Annotated in this window: 21 protein-coding genes; 14 read left to right on the top strand and 7 right to left on the bottom strand. The window is 72.4% G+C overall.

Annotated features, from left to right (window positions below):
* Window positions 1–3: 3 nt before the first annotated feature.
* Together ACZ41I_RS07360 and ACZ41I_RS07355 are read right to left on the bottom strand one after the other, a co-directional pair.
* On the bottom strand, window positions 4–165 hold the full coding sequence (locus ACZ41I_RS07360; RefSeq protein WP_399762484.1) for a hypothetical protein: 162 nt from the start codon (window positions 163–165) through the stop codon (window positions 4–6).
* Window positions 166–207: 42 nt separating this feature from the next.
* Window positions 208–1,632, bottom strand: a complete 1,425-nt coding sequence (locus ACZ41I_RS07355; RefSeq protein WP_468513411.1) for a M1 family metallopeptidase — start codon at window positions 1,630–1,632, stop codon at window positions 208–210.
* 165 nt (window positions 1,633–1,797) lie between these two features.
* Between ACZ41I_RS07355 and ACZ41I_RS07350 the strand changes: the two genes are divergently transcribed.
* Window positions 1,798–2,145, top strand: coding sequence for a DUF488 domain-containing protein (locus tag ACZ41I_RS07350; protein ID WP_363220566.1), 348 nt, complete (start codon window positions 1,798–1,800; stop codon window positions 2,143–2,145).
* A 3-nt stretch (window positions 2,146–2,148) separates the two neighbouring features.
* On the opposite strand, the gene ACZ41I_RS07345 is transcribed toward ACZ41I_RS07350, so the two are convergent.
* On the bottom strand, window positions 2,149–3,822 hold the full coding sequence (locus tag ACZ41I_RS07345) for an FAD-binding dehydrogenase (protein WP_468513410.1): 1,674 nt from the start codon (window positions 3,820–3,822) through the stop codon (window positions 2,149–2,151).
* Window positions 3,823–3,839: 17 nt separating this feature from the next.
* Window positions 3,840–4,466 (bottom strand): TetR/AcrR family transcriptional regulator, encoded by a 627-nt coding sequence (locus ACZ41I_RS07340; protein WP_399762487.1) that lies wholly within the window; start codon window positions 4,464–4,466, stop codon window positions 3,840–3,842.
* 119 nt (window positions 4,467–4,585) lie between these two features.
* Between ACZ41I_RS07340 and ACZ41I_RS07335 the strand changes: the two genes are divergently transcribed.
* From ACZ41I_RS07335 to ACZ41I_RS07325, 3 genes are all read left to right on the top strand, one after another.
* Complete coding sequence (locus ACZ41I_RS07335; protein WP_363220569.1) at window positions 4,586–5,215, top strand: alpha-ketoglutarate-dependent dioxygenase AlkB; 630 nt, start codon at window positions 4,586–4,588, stop codon at window positions 5,213–5,215.
* A gap of 79 nt (window positions 5,216–5,294) precedes the next feature.
* On the top strand, window positions 5,295–6,041 hold the full coding sequence (locus tag ACZ41I_RS07330) for an MBL fold metallo-hydrolase (protein WP_363220570.1): 747 nt from the start codon (window positions 5,295–5,297) through the stop codon (window positions 6,039–6,041).
* A gap of 66 nt (window positions 6,042–6,107) precedes the next feature.
* Window positions 6,108–7,328, top strand: a complete 1,221-nt coding sequence (locus ACZ41I_RS07325) for a DUF4032 domain-containing protein (RefSeq protein WP_468513409.1) — start codon at window positions 6,108–6,110, stop codon at window positions 7,326–7,328.
* A gap of 1 nt (window position 7,329) precedes the next feature.
* Here ACZ41I_RS07325 and ACZ41I_RS07320 read toward each other — a convergent pair whose 3' ends face one another.
* Complete coding sequence (locus tag ACZ41I_RS07320) at window positions 7,330–8,196, bottom strand: universal stress protein (RefSeq protein ID WP_468513408.1); 867 nt, start codon at window positions 8,194–8,196, stop codon at window positions 7,330–7,332.
* A 280-nt stretch (window positions 8,197–8,476) separates the two neighbouring features.
* On the opposite strand from ACZ41I_RS07320, the gene ACZ41I_RS07315 reads away from it, so the two are divergent.
* From ACZ41I_RS07315 to ACZ41I_RS07305, 3 genes are read left to right on the top strand one after another with little or no spacing between them, the layout of a single operon-like run.
* Window positions 8,477–10,153: an NAD(P)/FAD-dependent oxidoreductase gene (locus ACZ41I_RS07315; RefSeq protein WP_468513407.1), complete on the top strand. Its 1,677-nt coding sequence runs from the start codon at window positions 8,477–8,479 to the stop codon at window positions 10,151–10,153.
* 13 nt (window positions 10,154–10,166) lie between these two features.
* A complete protein-coding gene (locus ACZ41I_RS07310) occupies window positions 10,167–11,627 on the top strand; it encodes an ATP-binding protein (protein WP_363219016.1) in 1,461 nt (486 codons plus the stop codon).
* Window positions 11,624–11,977, top strand: a complete 354-nt coding sequence (locus ACZ41I_RS07305) for a UBP-type zinc finger domain-containing protein (protein WP_363219017.1) — start codon at window positions 11,624–11,626, stop codon at window positions 11,975–11,977. The genes ACZ41I_RS07310 and ACZ41I_RS07305 overlap by 4 nt, the downstream gene beginning before the upstream one ends.
* A gap of 46 nt (window positions 11,978–12,023) precedes the next feature.
* Here ACZ41I_RS07305 and ACZ41I_RS07300 read toward each other — a convergent pair whose 3' ends face one another.
* Together ACZ41I_RS07300 and ACZ41I_RS07295 are read right to left on the bottom strand one after the other, a co-directional pair.
* Window positions 12,024–13,241 carry an SGNH/GDSL hydrolase family protein gene (locus tag ACZ41I_RS07300; RefSeq protein WP_468513441.1) on the bottom strand — a complete coding sequence of 406 codons (1,218 nt, stop codon included), beginning with the start codon at window positions 13,239–13,241 and terminating at the stop codon, window positions 12,024–12,026.
* A gap of 441 nt (window positions 13,242–13,682) precedes the next feature.
* Window positions 13,683–15,470 (bottom strand): M4 family metallopeptidase, encoded by a 1,788-nt coding sequence (locus ACZ41I_RS07295; protein ID WP_399762495.1) that lies wholly within the window; start codon window positions 15,468–15,470, stop codon window positions 13,683–13,685.
* A gap of 319 nt (window positions 15,471–15,789) precedes the next feature.
* Here ACZ41I_RS07295 and ACZ41I_RS07290 point away from each other — a divergent pair, with 319 nt between their 5' ends.
* The 7 genes from ACZ41I_RS07290 (at window position 15,790) to ACZ41I_RS07260 (ending at window position 24,191) form a co-directional block, all read left to right on the top strand.
* Window positions 15,790–16,956 (top strand): serine hydrolase domain-containing protein, encoded by a 1,167-nt coding sequence (locus ACZ41I_RS07290; RefSeq protein WP_468513406.1) that lies wholly within the window; start codon window positions 15,790–15,792, stop codon window positions 16,954–16,956.
* 85 nt (window positions 16,957–17,041) lie between these two features.
* Window positions 17,042–18,409, top strand: a complete 1,368-nt coding sequence (locus ACZ41I_RS07285) for a CAP domain-containing protein (RefSeq protein WP_468513405.1) — start codon at window positions 17,042–17,044, stop codon at window positions 18,407–18,409.
* Between the two features lie 56 nt (window positions 18,410–18,465).
* Window positions 18,466–19,143 (top strand): AIM24 family protein, encoded by a 678-nt coding sequence (locus ACZ41I_RS07280; RefSeq protein WP_468513404.1) that lies wholly within the window; start codon window positions 18,466–18,468, stop codon window positions 19,141–19,143.
* 154 nt (window positions 19,144–19,297) lie between these two features.
* Window positions 19,298–20,338, top strand: coding sequence for a tetratricopeptide repeat protein (locus ACZ41I_RS07275; protein WP_363219023.1), 1,041 nt, complete (start codon window positions 19,298–19,300; stop codon window positions 20,336–20,338).
* Complete coding sequence (locus ACZ41I_RS07270; protein ID WP_468513403.1) at window positions 20,335–21,354, top strand: polyprenyl synthetase family protein; 1,020 nt, start codon at window positions 20,335–20,337, stop codon at window positions 21,352–21,354. Before ACZ41I_RS07275 ends, ACZ41I_RS07270 begins: the two co-directional genes overlap by 4 nt.
* Before the next feature lie 103 nt (window positions 21,355–21,457).
* The gene (locus ACZ41I_RS07265) at window positions 21,458–22,426 is read left to right on the top strand and encodes a pyridoxal-phosphate dependent enzyme (protein WP_468513402.1); all 969 of its coding nucleotides are present in this window, start codon (window positions 21,458–21,460) and stop codon (window positions 22,424–22,426) included.
* A gap of 196 nt (window positions 22,427–22,622) precedes the next feature.
* The gene (locus ACZ41I_RS07260) at window positions 22,623–24,191 is read left to right on the top strand and encodes a protein kinase domain-containing protein (protein ID WP_468513401.1); all 1,569 of its coding nucleotides are present in this window, start codon (window positions 22,623–22,625) and stop codon (window positions 24,189–24,191) included.
* Window positions 24,192–24,206 lie beyond the last annotated feature (15 nt).

Below are 24,206 nucleotides of genomic sequence, written 5' to 3'. Positions count from 1 at the left end.
GGTTCAGCCGGCCAGCCAGTCGGCGTACCCCATGACGACGACCGGATGCCGGTCCGGGCCGAGGGTGCGCAGCAGTTCCTTCACAGGGGCCTTGGCGACGCCGGCACAGCCGGTGAGCAGCAGCGGGGAGGCGAGGAGCGCGACGGCGGTTCTGCGTTGGACCATGGTGTCGACCTTGGCCGGCACTTGTTTGGAACTGGTGAGTACTCAGGTGTTCTTGGGCTTGCCCTGTGTGAACAGCCAGGTGTGGAACAGCCCGTCCAGTCGCTTGCCCGAGATCTGCTCGGCCAGCCGCACGAACTGGTCCGTCGTCCCGTGGCCGCCCCGGTGCTCCGTCGCCCAGGCGCGCAGGATCCGGAAGAAGTCCCGGTCGCCGACGGCCTTGCGCAGTTCGTGCAGCGTCATCGCGCCGCGGGCGTAGACGGGTGTGTCGAAGATGTTCTCGCCGCCGCCCGGGTCGCCGGGCGGGAAGTCCCACAGGTGGTCGCTCGCGGGGTGGGCGTAGAGGGCGTCGAAGGACTCCTGGGCGCTGTCGCCGCCGTGCTGCTCGTCGTACAGCCACTCGGCGTAGGTGGCGAAGCCCTCGTTGAGCCAGATGTCCTTCCAGGCGGTCAGCGAGACGGAGTCGCCGAACCACTGGTGGGCGGTCTCGTGGACGAGGGTGTCGGTGTCGGGCGCGGAGTCGTAGAGCGGCCTGGTCTGGGTCTCCAGGGCGTAGCCCACGTCCGGGGCGTGGTCGACGATCGCCCCGGCGGAGCGGAAGGGGTACGGCCCGAACAGTGTGCTCTCCCACTCCAGGACGGACGGCAGCTTCTTCAGCACCGGCGCGGCCCGGCTCGCCTCACGCGGGTCGACGGCGTTGTACACGTGGATGCCGTCGTGGGTGGTGTACTGCTCGGCCTTGAACGTTCCGACGGTGGCGGTGGCCAGGTAGGCGGCCATGGGCTGGGTTTCGCGCCAGTGGAAGGTCGTGTTCCCGTGCGCGGTGCGCTGTCCGAGCAGGACGCCGTTGGCGACGGCCGTGCGCCCTTGCGGGACGGTGATCGTGATGTCGTACGACGACTTGTCCCTGGGGTGGCTGTTCGCCGGGAACCAGGTCATCGCGCCCTGCGGCTCGCCCGCGACGAAGGCGCCGTCGTCGGTGGGGATCCAGCCGTCTGCGGAGCCGTCGGGGTCGGTGACCGGCTTCGGGGTGCCGTGGTAGGCGACGGTGACCCGGAAGTCACGTCCCGCGCGCAGCGTGTGGCGCGGGGTGACGACGAGTTCCTGCCCGTGGCGCCGGAGGGCCGCGGGCAGGCCGTCGACGGTGACGCCGGTGACCTCCAGTCCGGTGAGGTCGAGGTCGAAGCGGCTGAGGTTCTGGGTGGCGCGGGCGGCGAGCACGGCCTTGCCGTCGAGTTCACGAGCGTCGCTGTGGTAACGGAGCGTCAGGTCGTAGTGCCGGACGTGGTAGCCGCCGTTGCCGCTGAGCGGGAAGTAGGGGTCGCCCGCCCCGGCCGCGCCGGCCGTCCCCGCCGCGGGCCCGGTGGCGCCGAGCAGGGCCGCCACGGCGACGGGAACGGTGGCGAGGACCGCCTCGCGGCGCAGGACGGCGGTACGGCGCCGGGCGGGCTGTCTGCAAGGTGGCGTCACGAGCGCTCCTCGGGAGGTGGCGGGTGATCGGCTGACAGACTAGGGGCGCCGGTGCCCGGAGTCGCTCTTGTCGCGGTCAAGTCTCCTCGCGTCGCCGCCCGGCGGGCGCCGCGCCACCGGGTTACGCTCGCATCACCGTCCGCCGTCCCGGGAGGGAGTGAGACCGTGAGCGTGCGTGTGCGCCGGATCTATGATGCCCCCGAGTCCGACGACGGGCTGCGCGTGCTGGTCGACCGGTTGTGGCCGCGCGGCCTCGCCAAGGACGAGGCGCACGTCGACGAGTGGCCCAAGGGGCTCACGCCCTCCGCCGAACTGCGCAAGTGGTACCACGGCGGCGGTTCGTACGAGGAGTTCCGCCACCGTTACGAGACGGAACTCGGCGGTCCCGAGGCCGCCGAACTCCTCGACGGCCTGCGCAAGGCGGCCCGCACGAAGCGCGTGACCCTGCTGACCGCGTCCAAGAGGCCGGAGCAGAGCCACGCGCAGGTGCTGCTGGAGCTGCTGAAGGGCTGAGCCTCAGCCCGTGTGCCGGGCCGCGTGCCGTCCCGCGGCCCGCCCCGAGAACAGGCAGCCGCCGAGGAACGTGCCCTCCAGCGCGTTGTAGCCGTGCACCCCGCCGCCGCCGAAGCCGGCCACCTCGCCCGCCGCGTACAGCCCCTCGATCGGTGTGCCGTCGGTACCGAGGGCGCGGGAGTCGAGGTCGGTCTGGATGCCGCCGAGGGTCTTGCGGGTCAGCACGTGCAGCCGGACACCGATGAGGGGGCCCGCGGCCGGGTCGAGGATGCGGTGCGGCGCGGCCACCCGGCCGAGCCGGTCACCGATGTAGCGGCGGGCGTTGTGGATGCCCTGGACCTGGGAGTCCTTGCTGTAGGGGTTGGCGATCTGCAGGTCGCGGGCCTCGATCTGGCGGCGCACCTCGGCCGCGTCCAGCAGCGGCTTGCCGGTGAGGGCGTTCATCTTCCCGACCAGTTGCTCCAGATTGCCCGCGGTCACGAAGTCCGCGCCCCTGTCGAGGAAGGCCTGCACCGGTGCCGGCGCGCCCTTGCCGAGCAGCCGGTCGCGCAGCACGGCGCCCCGGTCCCTGGCGGTGATGTCGGGGTTCTGCTCGGAGCCGGAGAGCGCGAACTCCTTCTCGATGATCTTCCGGGTGAGGATGAACCAGGAGTGGTCGTATCCGGCTATGTCCTCGGTGGTGCGCAGGTACCTGAGGGTGTTGAGGGTGTCGTAGCCCGGCAGGCAGGGGTCGGGCAGGCGGCGGCCGAGGGCGTCCAGCCATATGGAGGAGGGGCCGGGCAGGATGCGGATGCCGTGGCCGGGCCAGATCGGGTCCCAGTTCTGCAGGCCCTCGGTGTAGTGCCACATGCGGTCCCGGTTGACCAGCCGGACACCGGCCGCGGCGCTGATGTCGAGCATGCGGCCGTCGACATAGGCGGGGACGCCGGTGACCATCTCGGCCGGCGGGGTGCCGAGCCGGGCGGGCCAGTGGCGGCGCACGATGTCGTGGTCGGCGCCGATACCGCCGGTGGTGACGACGACCGCCTGGGCCGTGAGTTCGAAATCGCCCACACGGTCCCGGTTGGAGGCGACACCGCGCGGCGAGCGGTCCTCGGCCAGCACGCTGCCGCGCACTCCGCGTGCCGTGCCGTTCTCGACGACCAGCTCGTCGACCCGATGGCGGTGGTGGAAGGTCAGCAGTCCCTCCCGGGCGGCCCGGCGGGCGTAGCGGACGAACGGTTCGACCACACCGGTGCCGGTGCCCCAGGCTATGTGGAAGCGGGGTACGGAGTTGCCGTGCCCGCCCGCCCTGAGGTCACCGCGCTCGGCCCAGCCGACGGTCGGCAGCAGATCGATGCCGTGACCGCGCAGCCAGGAGCGCTTCTCGCCGGCCGCGAACTCGACGTAGGCGCGGGCCCAGCGCACCGCCCAGGAGTCCTCGTCGTCGAGCCGGTCGAACCCCGCGCTGCCCTGCCAGTCGTTCCAGGCGAGGTCGAAGGAGTCCTTGATGCCGAGACGGCGCTGCTCCGGGGAGCCCACGAGGAAGAGCCCGCCGAAGGACCAGAACGCCTGTCCGCCGAGGTCGGCGGCGTTCTCCTGGTCGACCAGGGCCACTCGGCGGCCCCGGCTGGTGAGCTCGTGCGCCGCGACCAGGCCGGCGAGGCCCGCTCCGACGACGATGACGTCCGCGTCCATGGCGACTGTGTCCTTCCTCAGATCCTCGACGGGGAGCTGCTGCCGTCGGTGAGAAGTGCGGTGAGCAGCTGTTTCAGCCAGGCCCGGGCCGCTTCGACGTCCTTGTCCAGCAGCAGCTGGGTGGTGACGCCGTCGTACGCGGCGACCACGGCGTGCGCGGCGCCGTTCACGTCACCGAGCACGGCGGGCAGTTCGGTGTGGCCGCGCGCCCGGAACAGCCGGTCGGCGATCGCCTCCCGGAGCCGGCCGCGATGGTCCAGCAGGGCCCGGGCGACCTCCGGGTCACGGGCGGCGTGCACCAGGAAGTCGGTCTTGACCAGCAGCCAGTCCACGTCGAGCAGCAGCACCTCGGTGACCCGGTCCACGGCGGCCGGCACGTCGAGTCCGGGCCCGTCCTGGGCGAGCGCCTCGGCCACCTGGGCAGCGATGAGGTCGGCGCGCTCCTGGTAGAGGGCGAAGAACAGCTCGTCCAGCGTGGCGAAGTTCGAGTAGAAGGCGCCGCGGCTGAAGCCGGCCGTTTCGCAGACCTCCTCGATGGACACACGCCCGAAGCCCTTGGCCGCGAAGACCTGGAACGCGGCGTCGAGCAGCCGGGCGCGGGTCTGTACCCGGCGCCGGGTGACGCGCTTGGGGGTGTCTTCCATGGGCTGGCTGCCGCCTTCCGTTCGATACGCCAATGTATCCGATACACCGATGTATCGAAAGGGCTCCGCATACACATGATCGTGGGAACATATTTTCGATTAAGGAGTACGCTGGGCTCATGTCCACGCACCTCCAGGGCTCCCTCTTCGACCAGACCGACGAGCTGCGGCTCGGCTCCCTCGAAGGGCTGCGCCGGACCGAGCTGGGCGCCGGCGCCTGGATCGACGTGCTGCCGGGCTGGCTGAGCGGCGCCGCCGCCCTGTTCGAGAGCCTGGCGGCGGACGTGCCGTGGCGCGCCGAGCGCCGGAAGATGTACGACAACGTCGTGGCCGTCCCGCGTCTGCTGGCCTTCTACGGCGCGTGCGACCCCCTCCCCCACCCCGTGCTCACCGAGGCACGCGACGCCCTGTCCCGGCACTACGCCGAGGAGCTGGGCGAGCCGTTCACCACCGCCGGGCTGTGCTTCTACCGCGACGGCCGGGACAGCGTGGCCTGGCACGGGGACCGGATCGGGCGGGGTGCCCGCGAGGACACCATGGTGGCGATCCTGTCCGTCGGCACACCCCGGGACCTGCTGCTGCGCCCGGCGGGCGGCGGTGGTACGACACTGCGGCGGCCGCTCGGCCACGGCGACCTGATCGTGATGGGCGGCTCCTGCCAGCGGACCTGGGAGCACTGCGTACCGAAGACGACCAGGGCGGTGGGGCCGCGGATCAGCATCCAGTTCCGGCCACACGGCGTGCACTGACGCAACCCGCCGGTGCGGGGGACCGGCACATCTGGTTGGCTGTCCCCCGACGATCGGCCGCACAGGGCTCGGGGAGATCATGCGGGCAGAGGTACACCAAGTCGCCGACGGCACCTATCTGGTGCACGGCAACAACGTCAACTGGGTCATCCTCAAGGACGGCGACGCCGTCACACTGGTGGACACCGGGTACCCCGGGGACCGGCAGGGGCTGCTGCAGTCCCTTGCGGAGGTGGGCAGTTCACCGGAGGCGGTCACCGCCGTGCTGATCACCCATGCGCACAACGACCATCTGGGCTCGGCCGAATACCTGCGGGCCACCCACGGCACGCCCGTCCTTCTGCACCCGGCCGAGGTACCGCACGCGCGCCGGGACTTCCTCCAGCAGGCCACCATCGGCGACGTGGTGCGCAACGCCTGGCGGCCGGGTGTCCTGCCCTGGGCGGTGCACGTGATCCGCGCGGGCGGCACCGACCACAACCCCGTCACCGCGCCCGAGCCGTTCCCGGGCGAGGGCGCGCTGGACCTGCCCGGCCGCCCCGTGCCCGTGCACACCCCCGGCCACACCGACGGCCACTGCGTCTACCACCTGCCGGAGGCGGGGATCGTCATCTCCGGGGACGCACTGGTCAGCGGGCACGCGACCTCGCGGGTCAAGGGCCCTCAGATCCTGCACGACTTCTTCCACCACGAGCGTCCCGGGGTCGTGGCCTCCCTGGAGCTGATCGGCGCGCTCGACGGCGACACCCTGCTTCCGGGACACGGGCCGGTGCACCGGGGCTCTGTGCGCGCGGCGGCCGAGCTGGCCCGGGACCGGGCCGCCTAGAACGCCCCGGGACTGGCGCGCCCCGGGTCTCCTGGAAGCCCCGGGCGGGGCCTTAGGGTGCGTGCCATGGCCTTGCAGATCAACGCCACGAACCCGGAGCATCCCGCGCTCCTGCTCGCCCTGCCCTGGGACGTGCCCCTGGAGGAGTGGCCCGAGGAGTACCTGGTGCCGCTGCCGCGGGGCATCTCCCGGCACGTGGTGCGGTACGCGCACGCCGGGGACGAGGTGATCGCCGTCAAGGAGCTGGCCGAGCGGCCGGCGCTGCGCGAGTACGGGCTGCTGCGCGACCTCGACCGGCTCGGCATCCCGGCCGTCGATCCGCTCGCGGTGGTCACCGGCCGCACCGACGGCTCGGGCTCTCCGCTGGAGCCGGTCCTGATCACCCGGCATCTGCGCGGCTCGATGCCGTACCGCTCGATGTTCGAGACGACCATGCGCCCTGCGACCATGCACCGCCTGATGGACGCCCTCGCCGTGCTGCTGGTCCGGCTGCATCTGGCCGGGTTCGCGTGGGGGGACTGCTCGCTGTCCAACACCCTCTTCCGGCGGGACGCGGGCGCCTACGCCGCCTATCTGGTCGACGCCGAGACCGGCGACCTGCACCCCCGGCTGAGCCCCGGGCAGCGGGAGTACGACCTGGATCTGGCCCGGGTGAACATCAGCGGCGAACTGCTCGACCTGGAGGCGTCCGGGGCGCTGCACCCGTCCGTGGACCCGGTGGAGTTCGGGCACGAGATCTGCATCCGGTACCAGGGCCTGTGGCAGGAGCTGACCCGCACCTCGGTGTATCCGGCGGGCGAGTACCACTACATCGAACGCCGGATCCGCCGCCTGAACGACCTGGGCTTCGACGTGGCCGAGATGCAGATCGAGCACTCCTCGAACGGCGACACGGTCACCTTTGTGCCGAAGGTCGTCGACGCCGGCCACCACCAGCGTCAGCTGCTGCGGCTGACCGGCCTGGACGCCGAGGAGAACCAGGCGCGGCGGCTGCTGAACGACCTGGAGAGCTGGATGGCCACCCAGGACGACTACGCGCCCGGCGACCCGCTCGCCGCTCGCCCCGAGGTGCTCGCCCACCGCTGGGTGCGGGAGGTGTTCCGGCCCACCGTGCGGGCCGTGCCCCCTCAGCTGCGCGGCTCCATGGACCCGGCCGAGATCTACCACGAACTCCTCGAACACCGCTGGTACCTGTCCGAGCACGCCCAGCACGACATAGGCCTCGGCACCGCCGTCGAGGACTACATCGAGAACGTCCTGCCGAAGGCGCGGGCCGCCCTGGAGTAGCTCAGCCGTGCGGGACGACCGCCACCGGGCAGCCGGCGTGGTGCAGCATCCCGTGCGCGACCGAGCCGATCCGGGCGCCCACGGCCGTACGGTGCGACCGGCGCCCGACGACCATCAGCTGGGCCCGGCCGGCCACCGACAGCAGCACCTGGCCCGCGCTGCCCATCTCGACGTGCTCGGCCACGGGGACGTCCGGGAACCGCTGCCGCCACGGCCGGAGCGCCTCGGCCAGCGCCTCCTTCTCGTAGGGCTCCAGACCGCCCGTGTCGTCGAGAAGTTTGAGTGAGCCGGGGCTGTAGGCGAAGACCGGGGGCAGGGTCCACGCCCGTACGGCTCGTACGGTGGCGCCGCGGGCGGCCGCCGTCTCGAACGCGAATTGCAGCGTGGCCGCGCTGTCCTCGGGGTCGCCGTGCTGGCCGACGACGACGTCCCGCCCGGCGGCCTCGGCCGTCGGCTGGTCCCCGGCGCGCACCAGGACCACCGGACGGGTCGCCTCGGCGATCACCTGCCGGCCCACCGAGCCCAGCAGGAACCCGAGCACAGGCCCGTGCCCGCGCGAGCCCAGCACCAGCATCTCGGCCTCCGCCGCCGCGCCGGCCAGTGCGCGCACGGGCTCGCCCTCGACGACGTCCACGCTCACGTCGAGCTTCGGATGCCGCTCGGAAACCGCGCGCACGGCCTGGGTCACGCCCTCCGAGACCCATCCGTGCTGGGTGTCCCGGTCGGCGGTGGCGAGGCCCTCGGCGTAGCGCCAGGCGTGCACCACGCGCAGGGGCAGCCCGCGGCGCACGGCCTCCCGGCCGGCCCAGTCCAGCGCGGCCAGGCTCTCCTCCGTACCGTCCACCCCTGCCGTGATCGGGCGTGTCATGCGGGGCCTCCTCGTCCTCGACGCTCTGTCGTGGTGCTGCTGCCCACAGTCGGGCACCGTCGTGCACCGGCACGGTGGTCTCTTCGGCGATCTTTCCACGAGCCGCCGTCTGTTCCCCGGAGCCGAGTTGTGCGTGCTCGGGGAGCGGCGCCCGGGGTGATCGCGGTGCCTGCCGTATCCCGGGGCGAAGCGGGGCGAGCACACATACGATGGCTGGGGAACCGGTGCGGTGGTCTCCACGACACCGGCCCGTGGAACCAACGCTCGGGGTGGGAGACGTATGGCACAGGCCGCCGACGCAGCGCGGACCGTCATCCTGACCGTGGACGACGACCCGGGAGTCTCCCGCGCCGTCGCCCGCGATCTGCGGCGGCGCTACGGCGAGTCGTACCGGATCGTGCGCGCGGAGTCCGGGGAGTCCGCGCTCGACGCGCTGCGTGAGCTGAAGCTGCGCGGTGACCTGGTCGCCGTGATCCTGGCCGACTACCGCATGCCGCAGATGAACGGCATCGAGTTCCTGGAGCAGGCGCTCGATGTCTATCCGGGGGCACGGCGGGTGCTGCTGACCGCGTACGCGGACACCGACGCGGCGATCGACGCGATCAACGTGGTCGACCTGGACCACTATCTGCTCAAGCCCTGGGACCCGCCGGAGGAGAAGCTCTACCCGGTCCTGGACGACCTGCTCCAGGCCTGGCGCTCCAGCGCCTACAAGCCGGTGCCCAGCACCAAGGTCGTCGGGCACCGCTGGTCGGCCCGGTCCTCGGACGTGCGCGAGTTCCTGGCCCGCAACCAGGTGCCCTACCGCTGGTACTCGGTGGAGGAGCCGGAGGGGCAGCGGCTGCTGGCCGCCGCCGGGCAGGACGGGCAGCGGCTGCCGCTGGTGATCACCCCGGACGGCACCACGCTGGTCGAGCCGGAGGCGCCCGAGCTGGCGGCGCGGGTCGGCCTGGCGACGACGCCTGCGGGCGACTTCTACGACCTCATCGTCATCGGCGGCGGGCCGGCCGGGCTCGGCGCGGCCGTCTACGGGGCGTCCGAGGGGCTGCGGACCGTGCTGGTGGAGCGCTCGGCGACCGGCGGGCAGGCCGGGCAGAGCTCCCGGATCGAGAACTATCTGGGCTTCCCCGACGGGGTCTCCGGCGCCCAGCTCACCGACCGGGCACGGCGGCAGGCGGCCAAGTTCGGCGCCGAGATCCTGACCGCACGTGAGGTGACGGGACTGGAGGTGAACGGCGCCGCCCGGCTCGTACGGTTCGCGGACGGCTCGGCGATCGCCGCGCACAGCGTGATCCTCGCGACCGGCGTGCAGTACCGGCAGCTGGAGGCCGCCGGCTGCACCGACCTGACCGGCTGCGGGGTGTTCTACGGCTCGGCGCTGACCGAGGCCGCCGCCTGCCAGGGGCAGGACATCTACATCGTCGGCGGCGCCAACTCGGCGGGACAGGCGGCGATGTATCTGTCCCGCGGCGCGAAGTCGGTGACATTGCTGGTGCGCGGCCCCGACCTGTCGGCCTCCATGTCGCACTACCTGATCCAGCAGATCAACGAGGCGCCGAACATCTCGGTGCGCCCCCACACGGTGGTGGACGCGGCGCACGGCTCGGACCACCTGGAGCAGCTGACACTGCGTCATACGGTGACCGGGGAGAGCGAACGGGTCGACGCGCAGTGGATGTTCGTGTTCATCGGTGCCGCGCCGCTGACGGACTGGCTCGGGGATGCGGTGCTGCGTGACGAGCGCGGGTTCATCCTGGCCGGGCCCGATCTGACCGCCGACGGGCGGGCGCCGGCCGGCTGGGAACTGGACCGGGCGCCGTACCACCTGGAGACCAGCGTCCCCGGGGTGTTCGTGGCGGGCGACGCGCGCGCCGAGTCCGCCAAGCGGGTCGCGTCCGCCGTAGGAGAGGGAGCCATGGCCGTGATGCTCGTCCACCGGTATCTGGAGCAGTCATGAACGGGGAGCAGTCATGAGCGGTCGGATCATGCCGTGCAGCCCCCGGGAGATCAGCTCGCTCTTCCTGTTCGAGAAACTGAGCCCCGAGCAGCTGGGGCGGTTGTGCAGCGAAGGACGGGTGGAACTGTTCGAGCCGGGCCCGGTGTACACCGAGGGCGATCCCGCCACCTGCTTCTTCGTGATGATCGAGGGCACGGTGGTGCTGTCCCGCCGGGTCGCCGGCGACGACGTGGAGGTCACCCGCACCTCGCAGCGCGGCGTGTACGCGGGCGCGATGCAGGCCTACCTCGGTGACCGGGTGCGGCAGGTCTACAACAACTCCATGCGGGTGACGGAGCCGACGCGGTTCTTCGTGCTGCCGGCGGACATCTTCGCGGAGGTCATGAGCGAGTGGTTCCCGATGGCCACGCACCTGCTGGAGGGTCTGTTCTTCGGCTCGAAGAACACCCAGGCGGCGATCGGGCAGCGGGAGCGGCTGCTGGCGCTCGGCTCGTTGTCGGCGGGGCTCACACACGAGCTGAACAACCCGGCGGCGGCAGCGGTCCGGGCCACTGCCACCCTGCGCGAGCGGGTCGCGAAGATGCGGCACAAGCTCGGGGTGATCGCCGAAGGGCCCTTCTCCCGTGACGCGCTGGCCGGCCTGATCGAGATCCAGGAGCGCACCGCGGAGCGGGTGGCGAAGGCGCCGGTGCTCAGCCCGCTGGAGGCCAGCGACCGGGAGGACACGCTCACCGACTGGCTGGAGGACCACGGGATCGACTACGGCTGGCAGCTGGCGCCCACCTTCGTGCAGGCCGGGCTCGACATCGACTGGCTGGAGCAGGTCGCGGCGGCGGTGGACGAGGAGATCCTGCCGGGCGCGGTGGGCTGGCTCAACTACACCATCGAGACCGAGCTGCTGATGAACGAGATCGAGGACTCCACCACTCGTATCTCGCATCTCGTCGACGCGGCCAAGCAGTACTCGCAGCTGGACCGTGCCCCCTACCGTGTGGTGGACGTGCACGAGCTCCTCGACAGCACCCTGCTGATGCTGTCGGGCAAGAGGGGACCCGGCATCAAGGTCGTCAAGGAGTACGACCGCACCGTTCCGCCGGTGCCCGCGTATCCGGCGGAGCTGAACCAGGTCTGGACGAACCTGATCGACAACGCGGTGTCCGCCATGAACAGCGTCGGCGGCACGGGCACGTTGACCGTGCGGACCGGGCTCGACCACGAGCGGCTGCTGGTGGAGTTCCGGGACACCGGGCCCGGTGTCCCGCCCGAGATCAAGGACCGCATCTTCGACCCGTTCTTCACCACGAAACCGGTCGGCCAGGGCACCGGGCTCGGCCTGGACATCTCCTGGCGGATCGTCGTCAACAAGCACCACGGCACCCTGCGCGTGGAGTCGGTGCCCGGCGACACCCGCTTCCAGGTGCTGCTGCCGCTGACCGCCGGGACTCCGGCGGAGGAAGTGGAGGAACCGGTATGAGCACTGTCGAAGGAGTCGACCCGGGCGTTCCGCCGAGCGGTCCGGGATGTGTGGAGTGCGAGGAGGCCGGGGGCTGGTGGTTCCATCTGCGGCGGTGCGCGCAGTGCGGGCACGTCGGGTGCTGCGACGACTCCCCCGCGAAGCACGCCACCGCGCACTATCGCGCCACCGGGCATCCGGTGATCCGGAGTTTCGAGCCGGGTGAGGAGTGGTTCTGGAACTACACCACGGACGAGTTGTACGCCGGGGGCCCCGAGCTGGCCCCGCCCGCCAGTCATCCCGCCGATCAGCCCGTGCCCGGCCCGGCGGGACGCGTTCCGGTGAACTGGGCAGAGACACTGCGGGGCTGATCGCGCCGGAGCCGACCGGGTCGCGCCGGCCCGGCCGCAGCTCCGGTCAGCGGGCGCAGCGAAGCCTGGCGAGGTCGACGGTGTCGGCCAGCGCGTGCATGCCCTTGTCGTTGGGGTGGAGGTGGTCGCCGCCGTCGAGGGACGGCAGCAGCCGCGCGGAGTCGTAGGGGCTGCGCAGGGTGCGGTCGAAGTCGGTGACCGCGTCGAAGTCGCCGCCGGTGCGGATGTACCGGTTCACTTCCCGGCGCACGGCCTCGGCGCCGGGGTCCCATTCGGGCCAGCCCTCGAACGGGCCGACCGTGGCGGCGACCACGCACTTCCCCGCCGCGTGCACGCGCCGGGCGATCTGCCGGTACCCGGCGATCAGGTCGTGCGCGGTGACGCCGGTGTGCGCCTTGAGGTCGTTGACCCCCTCGAAGAGGAAGACGGTGCGGACGCCGGGCAGGGACAGCACGTCCCGGTCCAGCCGGTTCAGGGCGCTCGGCCCGGCGCCGTCCGCGAGCACCTTGTTGCCCGAGAAGCCTTCGTCGGCGACGCCCTGGACGGGGGCGTGGGCGGTGTGCAGGCGCCGGGCGAGGTAGTCGGGCCAGCGGTGGTTCTCGTCGGTGGTGGACGCCCAGCCGTCGGTGATGGAGTCGCCGAGCGCGACGACGGCCCCGGTGGCCGCGCGGGACGGCCGTACGGACACGGCGTCGAGGTACCACCAGGAGCCGGTGGTCTGCCTCCAGGTGCGGGCGCTCTCCTCGGCGGTGTGGTCGCCCTGGCCGGTGTACGAGGTCTGCATCGCCATCCAGTGGCCGGTCGCCGGCCCGGCCGCGTCCGGGCTGTGCAGGCTGACGGCCAGGTCGCTGCCGGCCGGCCAGCTGCCGGGCAGCGGATCGCTCCAGACGACGGCGCCCGCGGGCACGGTGACCGTGCGGTCGCCGCCGAAGGTGAGCCGCCGGTTGCTGCCGGGGCGCAGGGCGGCGCCCCTGCCGCGCAGGCCGGCGTAGGCGCTGTCCAGGGTCAGCGGCCGGTCGCCGAAGGCGTTGCTGACGCGGACGCGCAGACCGGTGCCGCCGACGCTGGTGTGCACGATCAGCCGGTAGCCCCGATCGGCGGTGCCCTCGCCCATGCGATCGGCGCTCGCCGCCCAGGTGACGGCCCCGAAGACCCGTGCGGCGGGCGGCGCCGGTGCGGCCGCCCGGGCGGGTCCGGACTGGCAGGAGACGGCCGTGAGCAGCGCGGCGACGACGCGGCAGACGCGTCCGAGCCGCCCGGTCACCGGGCGAAGTCCCGCAGCGTGACGGACCCGCCGGGTGGCATGCGGACCGTCCGGGACGTTCCTGCGTACCCCACGGAGGTCATGGTCCCGCCGAGGCTGCGGGTGCGCACCCCGGTGGGTTTCCCGTCCCGCCCGTGCGGTCCGGCGCCCGGTCGGCGGGAAGAGGTGACGGTGGGTGGTCTCGCCGAGGTCGTCCGGGTGCATCCACTCCTCCAGCCGGCTGGTCTTCGCACTCACCACGGGCAGGTAGAGCCGTTCCCCTACCAGTTCCCCAGCCGCACCTTCCGGAACTCCGAGGCCCGCTTCCGGAACGGGTAGATCTTTTCCACACGGGTGCGCGAGCCGGTGAACGGGTCATGGTCACACAGCGGGTTGCACGGGTGGGAGCGGACATGCGGATGCCCCGCGCGAAGGCGGGGCATCCGGTGGTGCGGCTGTCCGTCAGTGGTGCGACGGCGTGTTGGCGGCGGTGACGTTGACCGCGGCCCACGCCTTGTCCACCGTCTTGTACTCGGTGCTGTTCGCGCCGTACAGGTCCTTGGCCGCCTTCAGCGTCGCGACGCGCGCGTCGTGGAAGTCGGTCGTGGAGACCATGTAGCGGGTGAGCGCCCGGTAGAAGATGGCGGTGGCCTTGGTGCGGCCGATGCCCTTGACCGTGGCGTGGTTGTAGGTCGGCGAGTCGTAGTTGACGCCATTGATCGTCTTCTTGCCGCTGCCCTCGGCGAGGAGGTAGTAGGCGTGCGAGGAGACACCGGAACCGGCGTGCACCTCGGCGTCGTGCACCCGCGGCGCCCAGTAGTCGATCGTGCCCTCGAGCTTGTCCAGCGAGGGGTGGTCGAGGCGGCGCAGGAACTTCTGCGCGAGGCCCAGCTTCTCGCCGATCAGGTAGTCCGGCGTGTCCTTGGCGTTCTTGGCGTAGAACTCGACGTTGGAGCCGAAGATGTCCGCGAGCGACTCGTTCAGCGCGCCGGGCTCACCGAACTGGTTGCCGTCGGGGTCGACGTAGGTCGGCTCCAGCTTGGCGGTGGCGTCCACCACACCGTGGGTCAGCTCGTGACCGGTGACGTCCAGGACGACGAGCGGCTTCTTGAACATCTGGCCGTCGCCGTCACCGTAGAGCATGCAGTTGCAGGTCGGGTCCCAGAAGGCGTTCGCGACCTTCTTGCCCCAGTGGACCATGCCCTGGGCGGCCTTGCTGTTGTTGGCTATGCCCTTGCGCCCGAAGGTGGCCTTGTAGAAGTCCAGCGTCTTGGTGATGCCGTACTGGGCGTCCGCGGCGGCGCTGGCGCGGTTGGCGGTCGTGCCGTTGCCCCACACGTTGGTGGTGCTGGTGAACTTCGCGCCCGAGCCGAACCTCTCGGTGGTCGAGCCCTTGGCGTCGCGCGTCTCGGTGCCGTACCGGCTCGGGTCCTTGAGCTGGTAGTGGCCGCGCGAGGTCTGCGTGGTGGTCAGACCGACGCTGCCCACGAAGAGGGTCTTGCCGGTGCCCTTGGCGGCCGACGGGTAGCTCGTCGTGGCGCCGGAGACGCCGGAGCCGAGCAGGCCGGACTCGCCGGAGGCGGAGCCGATGCCGGTGGCCGGGTCGGCGGTCTCACCGTGCTTGCGCAGGCTTTCGAGCAGCTTGGGCGACAGGAACTCGTCGCTGTCGGGCGTGTTGCTGCGCACCTTGCCGGTGACGGCGTCGACGACGACGGTGTGGGAGCCGTCCTGGCCGGTCACGGTCACCTGGTAGGCGAGGGCGGAGGAACCGTCGCGCGCGTCGACGACGAGCTGGGCGGTGCCCGCGTCGCCCTTCGCGGCCTGGGCGGCCTTGTCGGCGGCCTGGTCCGCGGTCAGCTTGGCCTGCGTGGTGGCCGGCTTGACGGCGTGTCCGGCGGCGCGGGTCACGCCGGTGTAGGACAGCTTGTGGTCGAGGTGGACGATGAGGTCACCGCCGAGCACGGGCATGCCGTCGTGCGTACGGACGAACCGGACGTGCCGGGCGCCCTCGGGGTCGAGCATCACGTCCTGGGCGTGCAGTTCGTCGCCCTGGGACACAGCGGTCGCCGAGGCGTGGGCGAAGGCCGCGGTGCGCGCCGCCTCCACCACTGCCGTGGCGTTCGTGGTGGCGGCGGCCGTGGACCGCTCCGCACCCGTGGAGGAGCCCGCGAAGGCCGTGCCGGCCAGGCCCGTGGCAGCGGTGGTCACCGCGATGGCGACGGCGACGCTGCGTATGTGCGGTCTACGCACTGATCAGGGTTCCTTCGTTCGAAGGCAGCCGGGATCCCCAACCGCCTTGGCGCGTGACGCGGTTGGGCGTCACGGGGGCTGGTCGGGCCCCGAGGCGCAACCCTTGCTGACCAGTCATGTGCACGTAAAGGCGGAATGATCGATTTCTCGACCTTCTAGGGCAATCCTTTACAAATGCGCGCCACAGAGTGATCAGGAGCTGACCAACTGTGTGTCGGCTGTGGAGACGTCGTCCCCATCCCTTAGGTTCCAGGGCCGGAATGTGACCGAAGTCGCATCACGCGCCGTGCGGGTTCGTATCGCTGAAAGAGGGTGCCGGATGGTCTCAGCAACGGTGGGGCGGGGCGTGCTCCTCGGGGCGGTCGCACTGTCGCTCCTGGCGGTCCCGGCGCGGGCCGCGACGACAGAGGCGGACACGCCGGCGGCAGCCACGGCGCTCCCGGCTCCCGACCCCGCGGGCCTCGCCGCGGCCCTGCGCTCCGCGGTGGACCAGGGCGCGCCGGGCGCGATGGCCAGGATCGACGAACCGGGCCGGACGTACACGGCGGCGCGCGGAGTTGCCGACCGGAGCACCCGGCGGGCCCTGACCGCCGACGACCGGTTCCGGGTCGGCAGCGTCACCAAGACCTTCTCGGCCGTCGTCCTGCTGCAGCTCGCCGACGAGGACCGGCTGGTGCTCGACGCACCGGTCAACCGCTACCTGCCGGGGCTGCTGCCGGACGACCGGATCACGGTCCGCGACGTGCTGAGCCACCGCAGTGGCCTGTACGACTACACCAACGACCTGTTCGCCGACAGCGTGTCCGGCTTCGAGGCGGTGCGGAACAAGGTCTTCACCCATCGCCAACTGGTCGACCTCTCCTTGAGGAAGCCGCTCACCAACGAACCCGGCACCGCGTACTCCTACTCCAACACCAACTTCGTCGTGGCGGGCATGCTCATCGAGAAGCTCACCGGGCACTCCGTGGGGACCGAGTACGAGGAGCGCGTCTTCAAGCCGCTGAAGCTGCGGGACACGTTCTACGTCCATCCCTCGACCGTCATTCCGGGGCGGTACGCCCGTGGGTACCTCACCCCGGACCAGGGCGGTGAGCCGTTGGTCGACGCCACCGACCAGACCGTGTCGTGGGCGCAGAGCGCGGGGGCGATCATCTCCAGCGCGCGGGATCTCGGCATCTTCTACCGTGCGCTGCTCGGGGGCGAGCTGCTGTCCGCTGCGCGGCTCGGCGAGATGGAGCGGTTCACGCCGGTCGACGGTACGACGGCGTACGGGCTGGGGTTGCGCCGTCGCGATCTGTCGTGCGGGGTGTCGGTGTACGGGCACACGGGGGTGGTGCAGGGGTACTACACGTATGCCTTCGCCTCGGAGGATGGTTCGCGCAGTTTTACGGCTGTCGCCAACACGTCCAACAACGGGAAGGTGTCGGATGCGCTGGCGGGGGCCTTGGAAGCCGGGTTCTGTGGTCAGGGGGCGGCCAAGGGGTAGGGGCGTCCACCGTTGCCGGTTGCGGGCGCCCGCGGTCCGGTCGCGCAGTTCCTCGCGCCCCCGCACAGCTGGAACCTTCTGTGGAGTGCGGGGCGTTGTCCTGTGCGTGACGAGCGAGCTGGTGCCCGGCGGCAATCTGGCGCTGCCCGGTGGTGCGGTGCGGCTGCGGGTGGCCGGAGACTTCGACGTGTCCGCACTCGTCACCGGGGCGGACGGCAAAGTCGGGTCCGACGCCGACTTCGTGTTCTACAACCAGGCTCAGGCACCCGGAGTCCTGCTCGGCGGTGACGCCCTGGCCGTCGATCCGGGCCGGCTGCGCTCCGGTGCGTGCCGGGTGACGGTGGTGGTGAGCGCGGCCGTACCCGGTACGCCGCTCGGGCGGCTGCCCGCTCCCCGGCTGGAGGTCACGGACGGCGCGGGGCGTACGGTGGCCCGGTTCGCGCCGCCGCCCCCCGGTCCGGAGACCGTGCTGCTGCTCGCCGAGCTGTATGTGCGGCCGGGCACGGGCTGGAAGCTGCGGGCGATCGGGCAGGGCTACGCGGACGGGCTGGCCGGGCTCGCACGGGACTTCGGGGTGCAGGTCACGGACGACGGCGGGCAGACGGCGCCGGCCGTACCCGGGGCGCGCAGCCACCCCGCCCGGCCGGCCATGACCGGCACCCGCGCGTCGCGGCTCGCGGAAGACGCCGCGGACGGCTTCCTCCGCCTGGTCAACTCGGCCCGCACACAGGCCGGTTCCCCGGCCGTCGCCCTCGATCCGCGCCTCGCCTCCGCCGCGCGGTCGCACGCCCGCGCCATGGCGGACGCCGGGCGGCTCGGCGGCGAGGGGCGGGACGGCGTCTCGGTGCACCAGCGCATCACCGCCGCCGGATACGCGTACGTCACGGTTGGCGAGCACCTCGTCTCCGGCCCGCGCACCCCGGCCGGGTTCGTGGACCACTGTCTGCAGTCGGCGCGTTCCCGGCGCACCCTGCTCGACCCGGCCTTCCGGCACGCCGCCCTGGCGCACGCCGACGGCGGCGACCGGTACTGGACCGCACTGTGGGCCGCTCCGCTCACCCCGGAGGCGCTGACCGGCGCGGCCGCCGAGGTCGTCGTGCTCACCAACGCCGCACGCGGCCGGGCCGGCCTGCCCCCACTGGCGGTGGACCCGCTGCTCACGGCCGCCGCCCAGGCGCACTGCGCGGACATGGTGGCCCGCGACTTCTACGACCACACCTGCCCCGACGGCTCCCAGCCCTGGGACCGGGCCCGCGCCGCGGGGTCCCGCAGGCACACGATCGGCGAGAACATCGCCTGCGGTCAGCGCTCCCCCGCCGAGGTCGTGGACGGCTGGATGAACAGCCCCGGTCATCGCGCCAACATCCTCAAGCGGGAGTTCGGCCACATCGGCGTCGGCTTCGCGGGCGGCGGCCGGGCCGGCACCTACTGGGCCCAGCTGTTCGGTGGCTGACCGGACACGTTCCGCGATCTTGGCGGAATGGCATCCTCCGGGACACCATGCCCCGCATGAAGGGTGATCTCTTTTCCAGTGAGCACATGGTGCAGCCGGCCGTGGAGCCGGGCATGTCCGTCCAGAACGCCAAGTGCATCAAGTACGCGGTGAGCGGCGAGATGTACGCCCGCCAGGGCGCGATGGTCGCCTATCGCGGGGACCTGAAGTTCGAGCGGAAGGGGCAGGGCGTCGGCGGCATGCTGAAGCGTGCGGTCACCGGCGAGGGGCTGCCCCTCATGGCGGTGCGCGGGCAGGGCGAGGCCTGGTTCGCGCACGAGGCGCAGAACTGTTTCATCGTCGAGGTGGAGGCCGGCGACCGGTTCACGGTCAACGGCCGCAACGTGCTGTGTTTCGACGCCTCGCTGGCGTACGAGATCAAGACGGTCAAGGGGTCGGGCATCGCCGGCGGCGGTCTGTTCAACAGCGTGTTCAGCGGGCAGGGCCGGCTCGGCCTGGTCTGCGAGGGCAATCCGCTGGTGATCCCGGTCTCCGCGCAGTCCCCGGTGTACGTCGACACGGACGCGGTGGTCGGCTGGACCGCGCATCTGCAGACCTCGCTGCACCGCTCCCAGTCCATCGGCTCCATGCTGCGCGGCGGTTCCGGCGAGGCCGTGCAGCTGATGCTCCAGGGCGAGGGCTTCGTCGTGGTGCGTCCGAGTGAGCTGACCCCGCAGAAGACCCAGCAACACTGAAACTTCACAGGGTGACCCGGTCGCACGGGCAACCCCCTGCGCTGTGCCTGCGTCTTGATCGGCAACAGACCGAACCGCCCCGGTCCTACGGCCGGGGCGCAATTCCGACTCACTATGCACGTGATGTATACACTGCGTGTATAGAAAGGTACGCATGTACGGCAAGGCTTTCGCCCCCGAGTACCAGGGCGCACTGACCACCCTGTCCGTGAACTCCTCGCTGGTCGATGTGCTGGCTGAGGGCACCGAGAAGCTGCGCGAGGCCGAGCGGTCGGGGCGCCCGGCCGAGGCGGCCCGCTGCGGGCTCGCCGTCGCCGAGGCGCACCGGCGACTCGGTCACGTGGAGGACGCGGACCGGGCCTGGAAGGCGAGTTACCGCGCCGCCCGGGAGGCCGACGACACGGCCGCGATGGCGTGGGCGCTGTGGAGCGGCGGCACCCTCGCCCGGCAGCGCGGAGCCTTCCCGCTGGCCTGGCGGCTGCTCGGACTCGCGGCCGAACTCGGGGAGCGGGGCGGCGACATCGTCTGCCGGGGGTACTCGCTGGCCGGTCTCGCCGAGACCGGCCGCATCCAGGGCGACTACGAGGCGGTCGGCCGGCTGCACGAGCAGCTGCTGGCCGAGGCCCGCAGGCGCGGTGAGGCCCGGCACACGGTGTGGGCGCTGGAGGGCATCGCGCAGATGCACCGCAACACCGGCGACTACGACCGGGCGTACGCGCTGTTCGAGGAGGCGGCGGAGATAGCCGAGCGGGCGGAGGACCGGCGCGGGCACGCCTGGGCGCTGCGCGGACTCGCCGACATCCTCTCGGTGCGCGACAAGGACACCGACCGGGCGCTGGAGCTGTTGTCGCAGGCGGAGGCGGGCTGCCGGGCGATGAACCTGTCCAGCGCGCTCGCCTACAACCACAAGATGCGCGGCAACGTCCTGTACCGGGCGGAACGTTACGCCGAGGCGCGGGAGCTGTACGAGCTGGCGCTGGAGGAGTTCCGGGCGATGAGTGAGCCGCGCGGGGCCGCGCTGGCCCGGCTGGGGCTGGCCAAGTCGCTGGCGCAGCTGGGCCGCGACCGCGCCGAGACGGCCGCCGAACTCGCCGATCTGGCCCGGACGTTGGAGCGCAGCGGGCTGAAGCACGCCCGGGAGATGGTGGCCCGGGCCCAGGAGGAGTTCGGTGTCGAGGCGGAGGTCGCCCGGTGAGCGCCGTTCAGGCTCCGCCCTCCGCTGCCGAAGTCCTCGCCCGCTGCCGGAACCTGGTGCAGCCGGCACTGCGGGAGGCGGTGGGGCGGCTGCATCCCTGGGTGGCCGAGATGGCCGCGTACTCCTTCGGCTGGTGCGAGGTCGGCGGGGCGCCCGCCGCCGCGCCGGGCGGCAAGGGGGTGCGGCAGGCGCTGGCGGTGCTCGGCGCCGAGGCGGCGGGCGCCGACGGACGGGCCGGCATCCCGGCCGCGGTCGCGGTGGAGCTGGTGCACGCCTTCTCGCTGCTGCACGACGACATCATGGACGGCGACGCGACCCGGCGCCGCCGCCCCGCCGTGTGGAAGGCGTACGGCACCGGTCCCGCGGTGCTCGCCGGGGACGCCCTGTTCGCACTGGCGGTGGAGACCCTCGCCGCCGCTCCGCAGGGGGCGGGGGCGGTACGGCTGCTCTCCGGAGCACTCGCCGACCTGGTGCGCGGGCAGGCCGACGACCTGCTGTTCGCCGCACGGCCCTGCACCGGCCCGGAGCGGGTGACGCCCGAGGAGTACCGGACCATGGCGGAGGGCAAGACCGGTGCGCTGCTGGGCTGCGCCGCCGCGCTGGGCGCGGCGCTCGGCGGGGCACCCGAGACCACGGTGGCCGCGCTGGAGCGGGCCGGACGGCATCTCGGCGTCGCCTTCCAGCTGGTCGACGACGTGCTCGGCATCTGGGGCGATCCGGCCGTCACGGGCAAGCCCGTGGGCGGCGATCTGCGCGAGCGCAAGAAGACGTATCCGGTGCTGGCCGCGCTCGGCTCCCCCGCGGCCGAGGGACTCCCCGAGCTGCTCGACGCCCCGGGGCGGACCGCGGAGGCCGCCGCGCTGATCGAGGCGGCGGGCGGCCGTACGGCGGCGCTGGCCGGGGCCCGTGCGCACACGGACGCGGCGCGGGCGCTGCTGACGGGCGTGCCACTGGCGGCCGAGGCCGCCGGTGAGCTGTTCCGGCTGCTGGACTTCCTGGTGGACCGCGAGCTGTGAGGCCCCGGTGATCACGGACTGAAACCGTGTTGACCTCGGCGGTCGCCGCGGGTCAGGGTGCGAGGGGCGCGGCCCCGTCCCCGCGCAGGAAGGGTGAAGCACCTTGATCGGCATCACGGAGATCGAAGCCGCGGCGCAGCGGATCGCCGGGCATGTCGTGCGGACACCGACCGTACCGAGCCCGGGCCTGACCGCGCTGCTCGGCGTCCCGGTCACCGCCAAGCTCGAACTGCTCCAGCGCACCGGTTCGTTCAAGGCACGCGGGGCGACGGCGAAGCTGCTCTCGCTGAGCGAGGACGAGCGGGCGGCGGGCGTGGTCGCGGTCAGCGGCGGCAATCACGGAGTCGCCCTCGCGGTGATGGCCGCGGCCCTCGACATGAAGGCGACCGTGGTGATGCCCCGTAGCGCGCCCGCGCGCTCCGTCGGGATCGTGCAGGAGGCGGGGGCCTCGGTGCGGCTGACCGACGGCATGGACAGCGCCTTCGAGCTGGTGACGCGGCTGCGGGACGAGGGGCTGACCCTGGTCCACCCGTTCGACGACCCGGTGGTGATCGCCGGGCAGGGCACGGTCGGGCTGGAGCTGGCCGAAGACGCCGAGGACGCCGGCGGACCGACGGACGTCGTGGTCAGCATCGGCGGCGGCGGACTGATCGCCGGGATCGCGGCCGCGCTCGCCGCCCGACGCCCCGGGGTGCGGGTGTGGGGCGTGGAGACCGAGGGCGCCGAGGCCATGTCCGCCGCGCTGAAGGCGGGCGGACCGGTGCCGGTGCCCCTGTCCTCCCTGGTCACCACGCTCAGCGCGCCCGCCGTCTCGCAGCTGACCTACGACCATGTGTCCGCGCTCGTCCACGAGGTTCTGGTGGTCTCCGACCGGGACGCCGTGCAGGGCTCGCTGGACTTCGCCGACCACGCCAAGGTGTGGGCCGAGCCGGCCGCGGGCTGTCTGCTGCCTGCGGCCTGCGAGGTGGCGGCACGGGTCGGCGACGGCGCCCGGATCGGACTCGTGGTGTGCGGCGGCAACACGACACCGCGCGAACTCACCGACCGGGCGGAGCGGTTCGGACTGCTGTGAGGCCGGGCCGCACCGGACATTTACCGTCGGTTACCCGCAGGTCGAACGGCCACGGCGGACGACCATCGCAAACTCGCAAGCCCTTTCGAAGAGTTGAATAAAAGGCAGGAACGCGGCCTGGTCACGGATTCTTTGAACGCACCCCGGCGCATCCCGCGTACCTCTGTGAGACACACAACAGGGGTTCCAGCGAGGGATGACCATGGTCAAGGCGCACGTCTCCGCACACGAGTTGGTCGCCGGACGCTACCGGCTCCTGGAGGTCTTCACCCGGGAGACGAACCGCCTGTGGTGGTACGCCGAGGACGTGGCGGCGGAGCAGCCCCGGCTGGTGGCCCAGACCGCCCTGCCGGAGGCCTCCGCCGACGACAGCGTGCGCCGGATCACGGCCCGTGTCGTCCGGACGTCCGAGACCATGCGGCTGCTGTGCCCCGGTCAGGTCGCTTCCGTGGTCGACGCCGTGGTGGAGGCCGGCGCGCTGTGGACCGTCACCGAGTGGATCGACGGCACGCCGCTCACCGAACTCCTGGACCACGAGGGCGCGTTCCACACGGTGCGGGCGGCCCGGATCGGTCTGGAGCTGCTCGATGTGCTCCAGGCCGCGCACGACGAGGGGATCACCCACGGCGAGCTGAGCCCCGGCCAGGTCTTCGTACGGGACAGCGGCCCCGTCGTCGTCACCGGGTTCGGGCTGGCGGGCGCCACGCTGGTGCCGCGGCTGACGGCACCGTCGTACGCCTCGCCGGAACAGGCCCGTGACGAGCGCATCGGGCCGGCCGCCGACCTGTGGGCGCTGGGGGCGCTGCTGTACACGATGGTGGAGGGCCGGCCGCCGTTCCGGGACCGCGGCCGGCCCGACGCCACCCTGAAGGCCGTGGACCGGCTGCCGCTGCGCACTCCCCTGCGCGCAGGCCCGCTCACCCAGGCCGTGCAGGGGCTGCTGCGGAAGAACTCGCGGGAGCGGCTGACCCGGCCGGTGGTCCGCGAGGCCCTGGTCCGTACCCTCGACGAGGACACCGACGCCGACCGGCAGCCGGTTCCCCGGCCCCGGCTGCGCGGCGCGTACGCGGGTGTGCGCCTCGCCGGGCGGGAGCACGGCCGACGCGCCCTGGCGGCCGGTACCGCGCTGGCCGCGCTCACCGTCACCGCCGCCGTCCTCGCCGCGGCCCACCAGCTCCCGGGCACCGGTACGACGCAGACCGCGCACCGCCCCTCTGCCGCGGCCACCCCCACCGGCGGGCACACCGGCGGCGGCACCGCGACGCCCTCGGCGAGCCGCACTCCGGGCACCCCGTCCGCCTCCCCGGCCGGTTACCACCCCTACACCGCCCCGGAGGGCTTCTCGGTGGCCCTGCCCGACGGCTGGACACGGCTGGCCACCAAGCGCGCCACCGGCGCCTACCGCATCACCTTCGGCCCGGACGGCGCCTCCCCCACGCTGGCCGTCACCCACAGCGAGCGCGTGGGTCCCGACCCGGTCGCCGTCTGGCGGGACGACGTCGAACCGGATCTGCGGCAGCTGCCCGGCTACCACCGCGTCGGCGCCGTCCGGGCCGTCACCTACCAGGGCCACAAGGCCGCCGACCTGGAGTGGCTGGCCGGTACGGGGGACGCGCGCGTCCACACCTTCGGGCGCGGCATTCTGACGGGCGGCGGCGACGGCTTCTCGCTGCGCTTCACCACCCCGGCCGCGACCTGGGACGACACCACCAACCGGCTGGCGCTGAAGACGTTCCTGCAGACGTTCCGTACGCCGGCGGGCTGACCGACGCCGGTGGTC

It is taken from the genome of Streptomyces sp. NPDC030799, from assembly GCF_055572255.1.
Note: the sequence above shows the minus strand (reverse complement) of the source record. Positions and strands in the feature narration are given on the sequence as shown.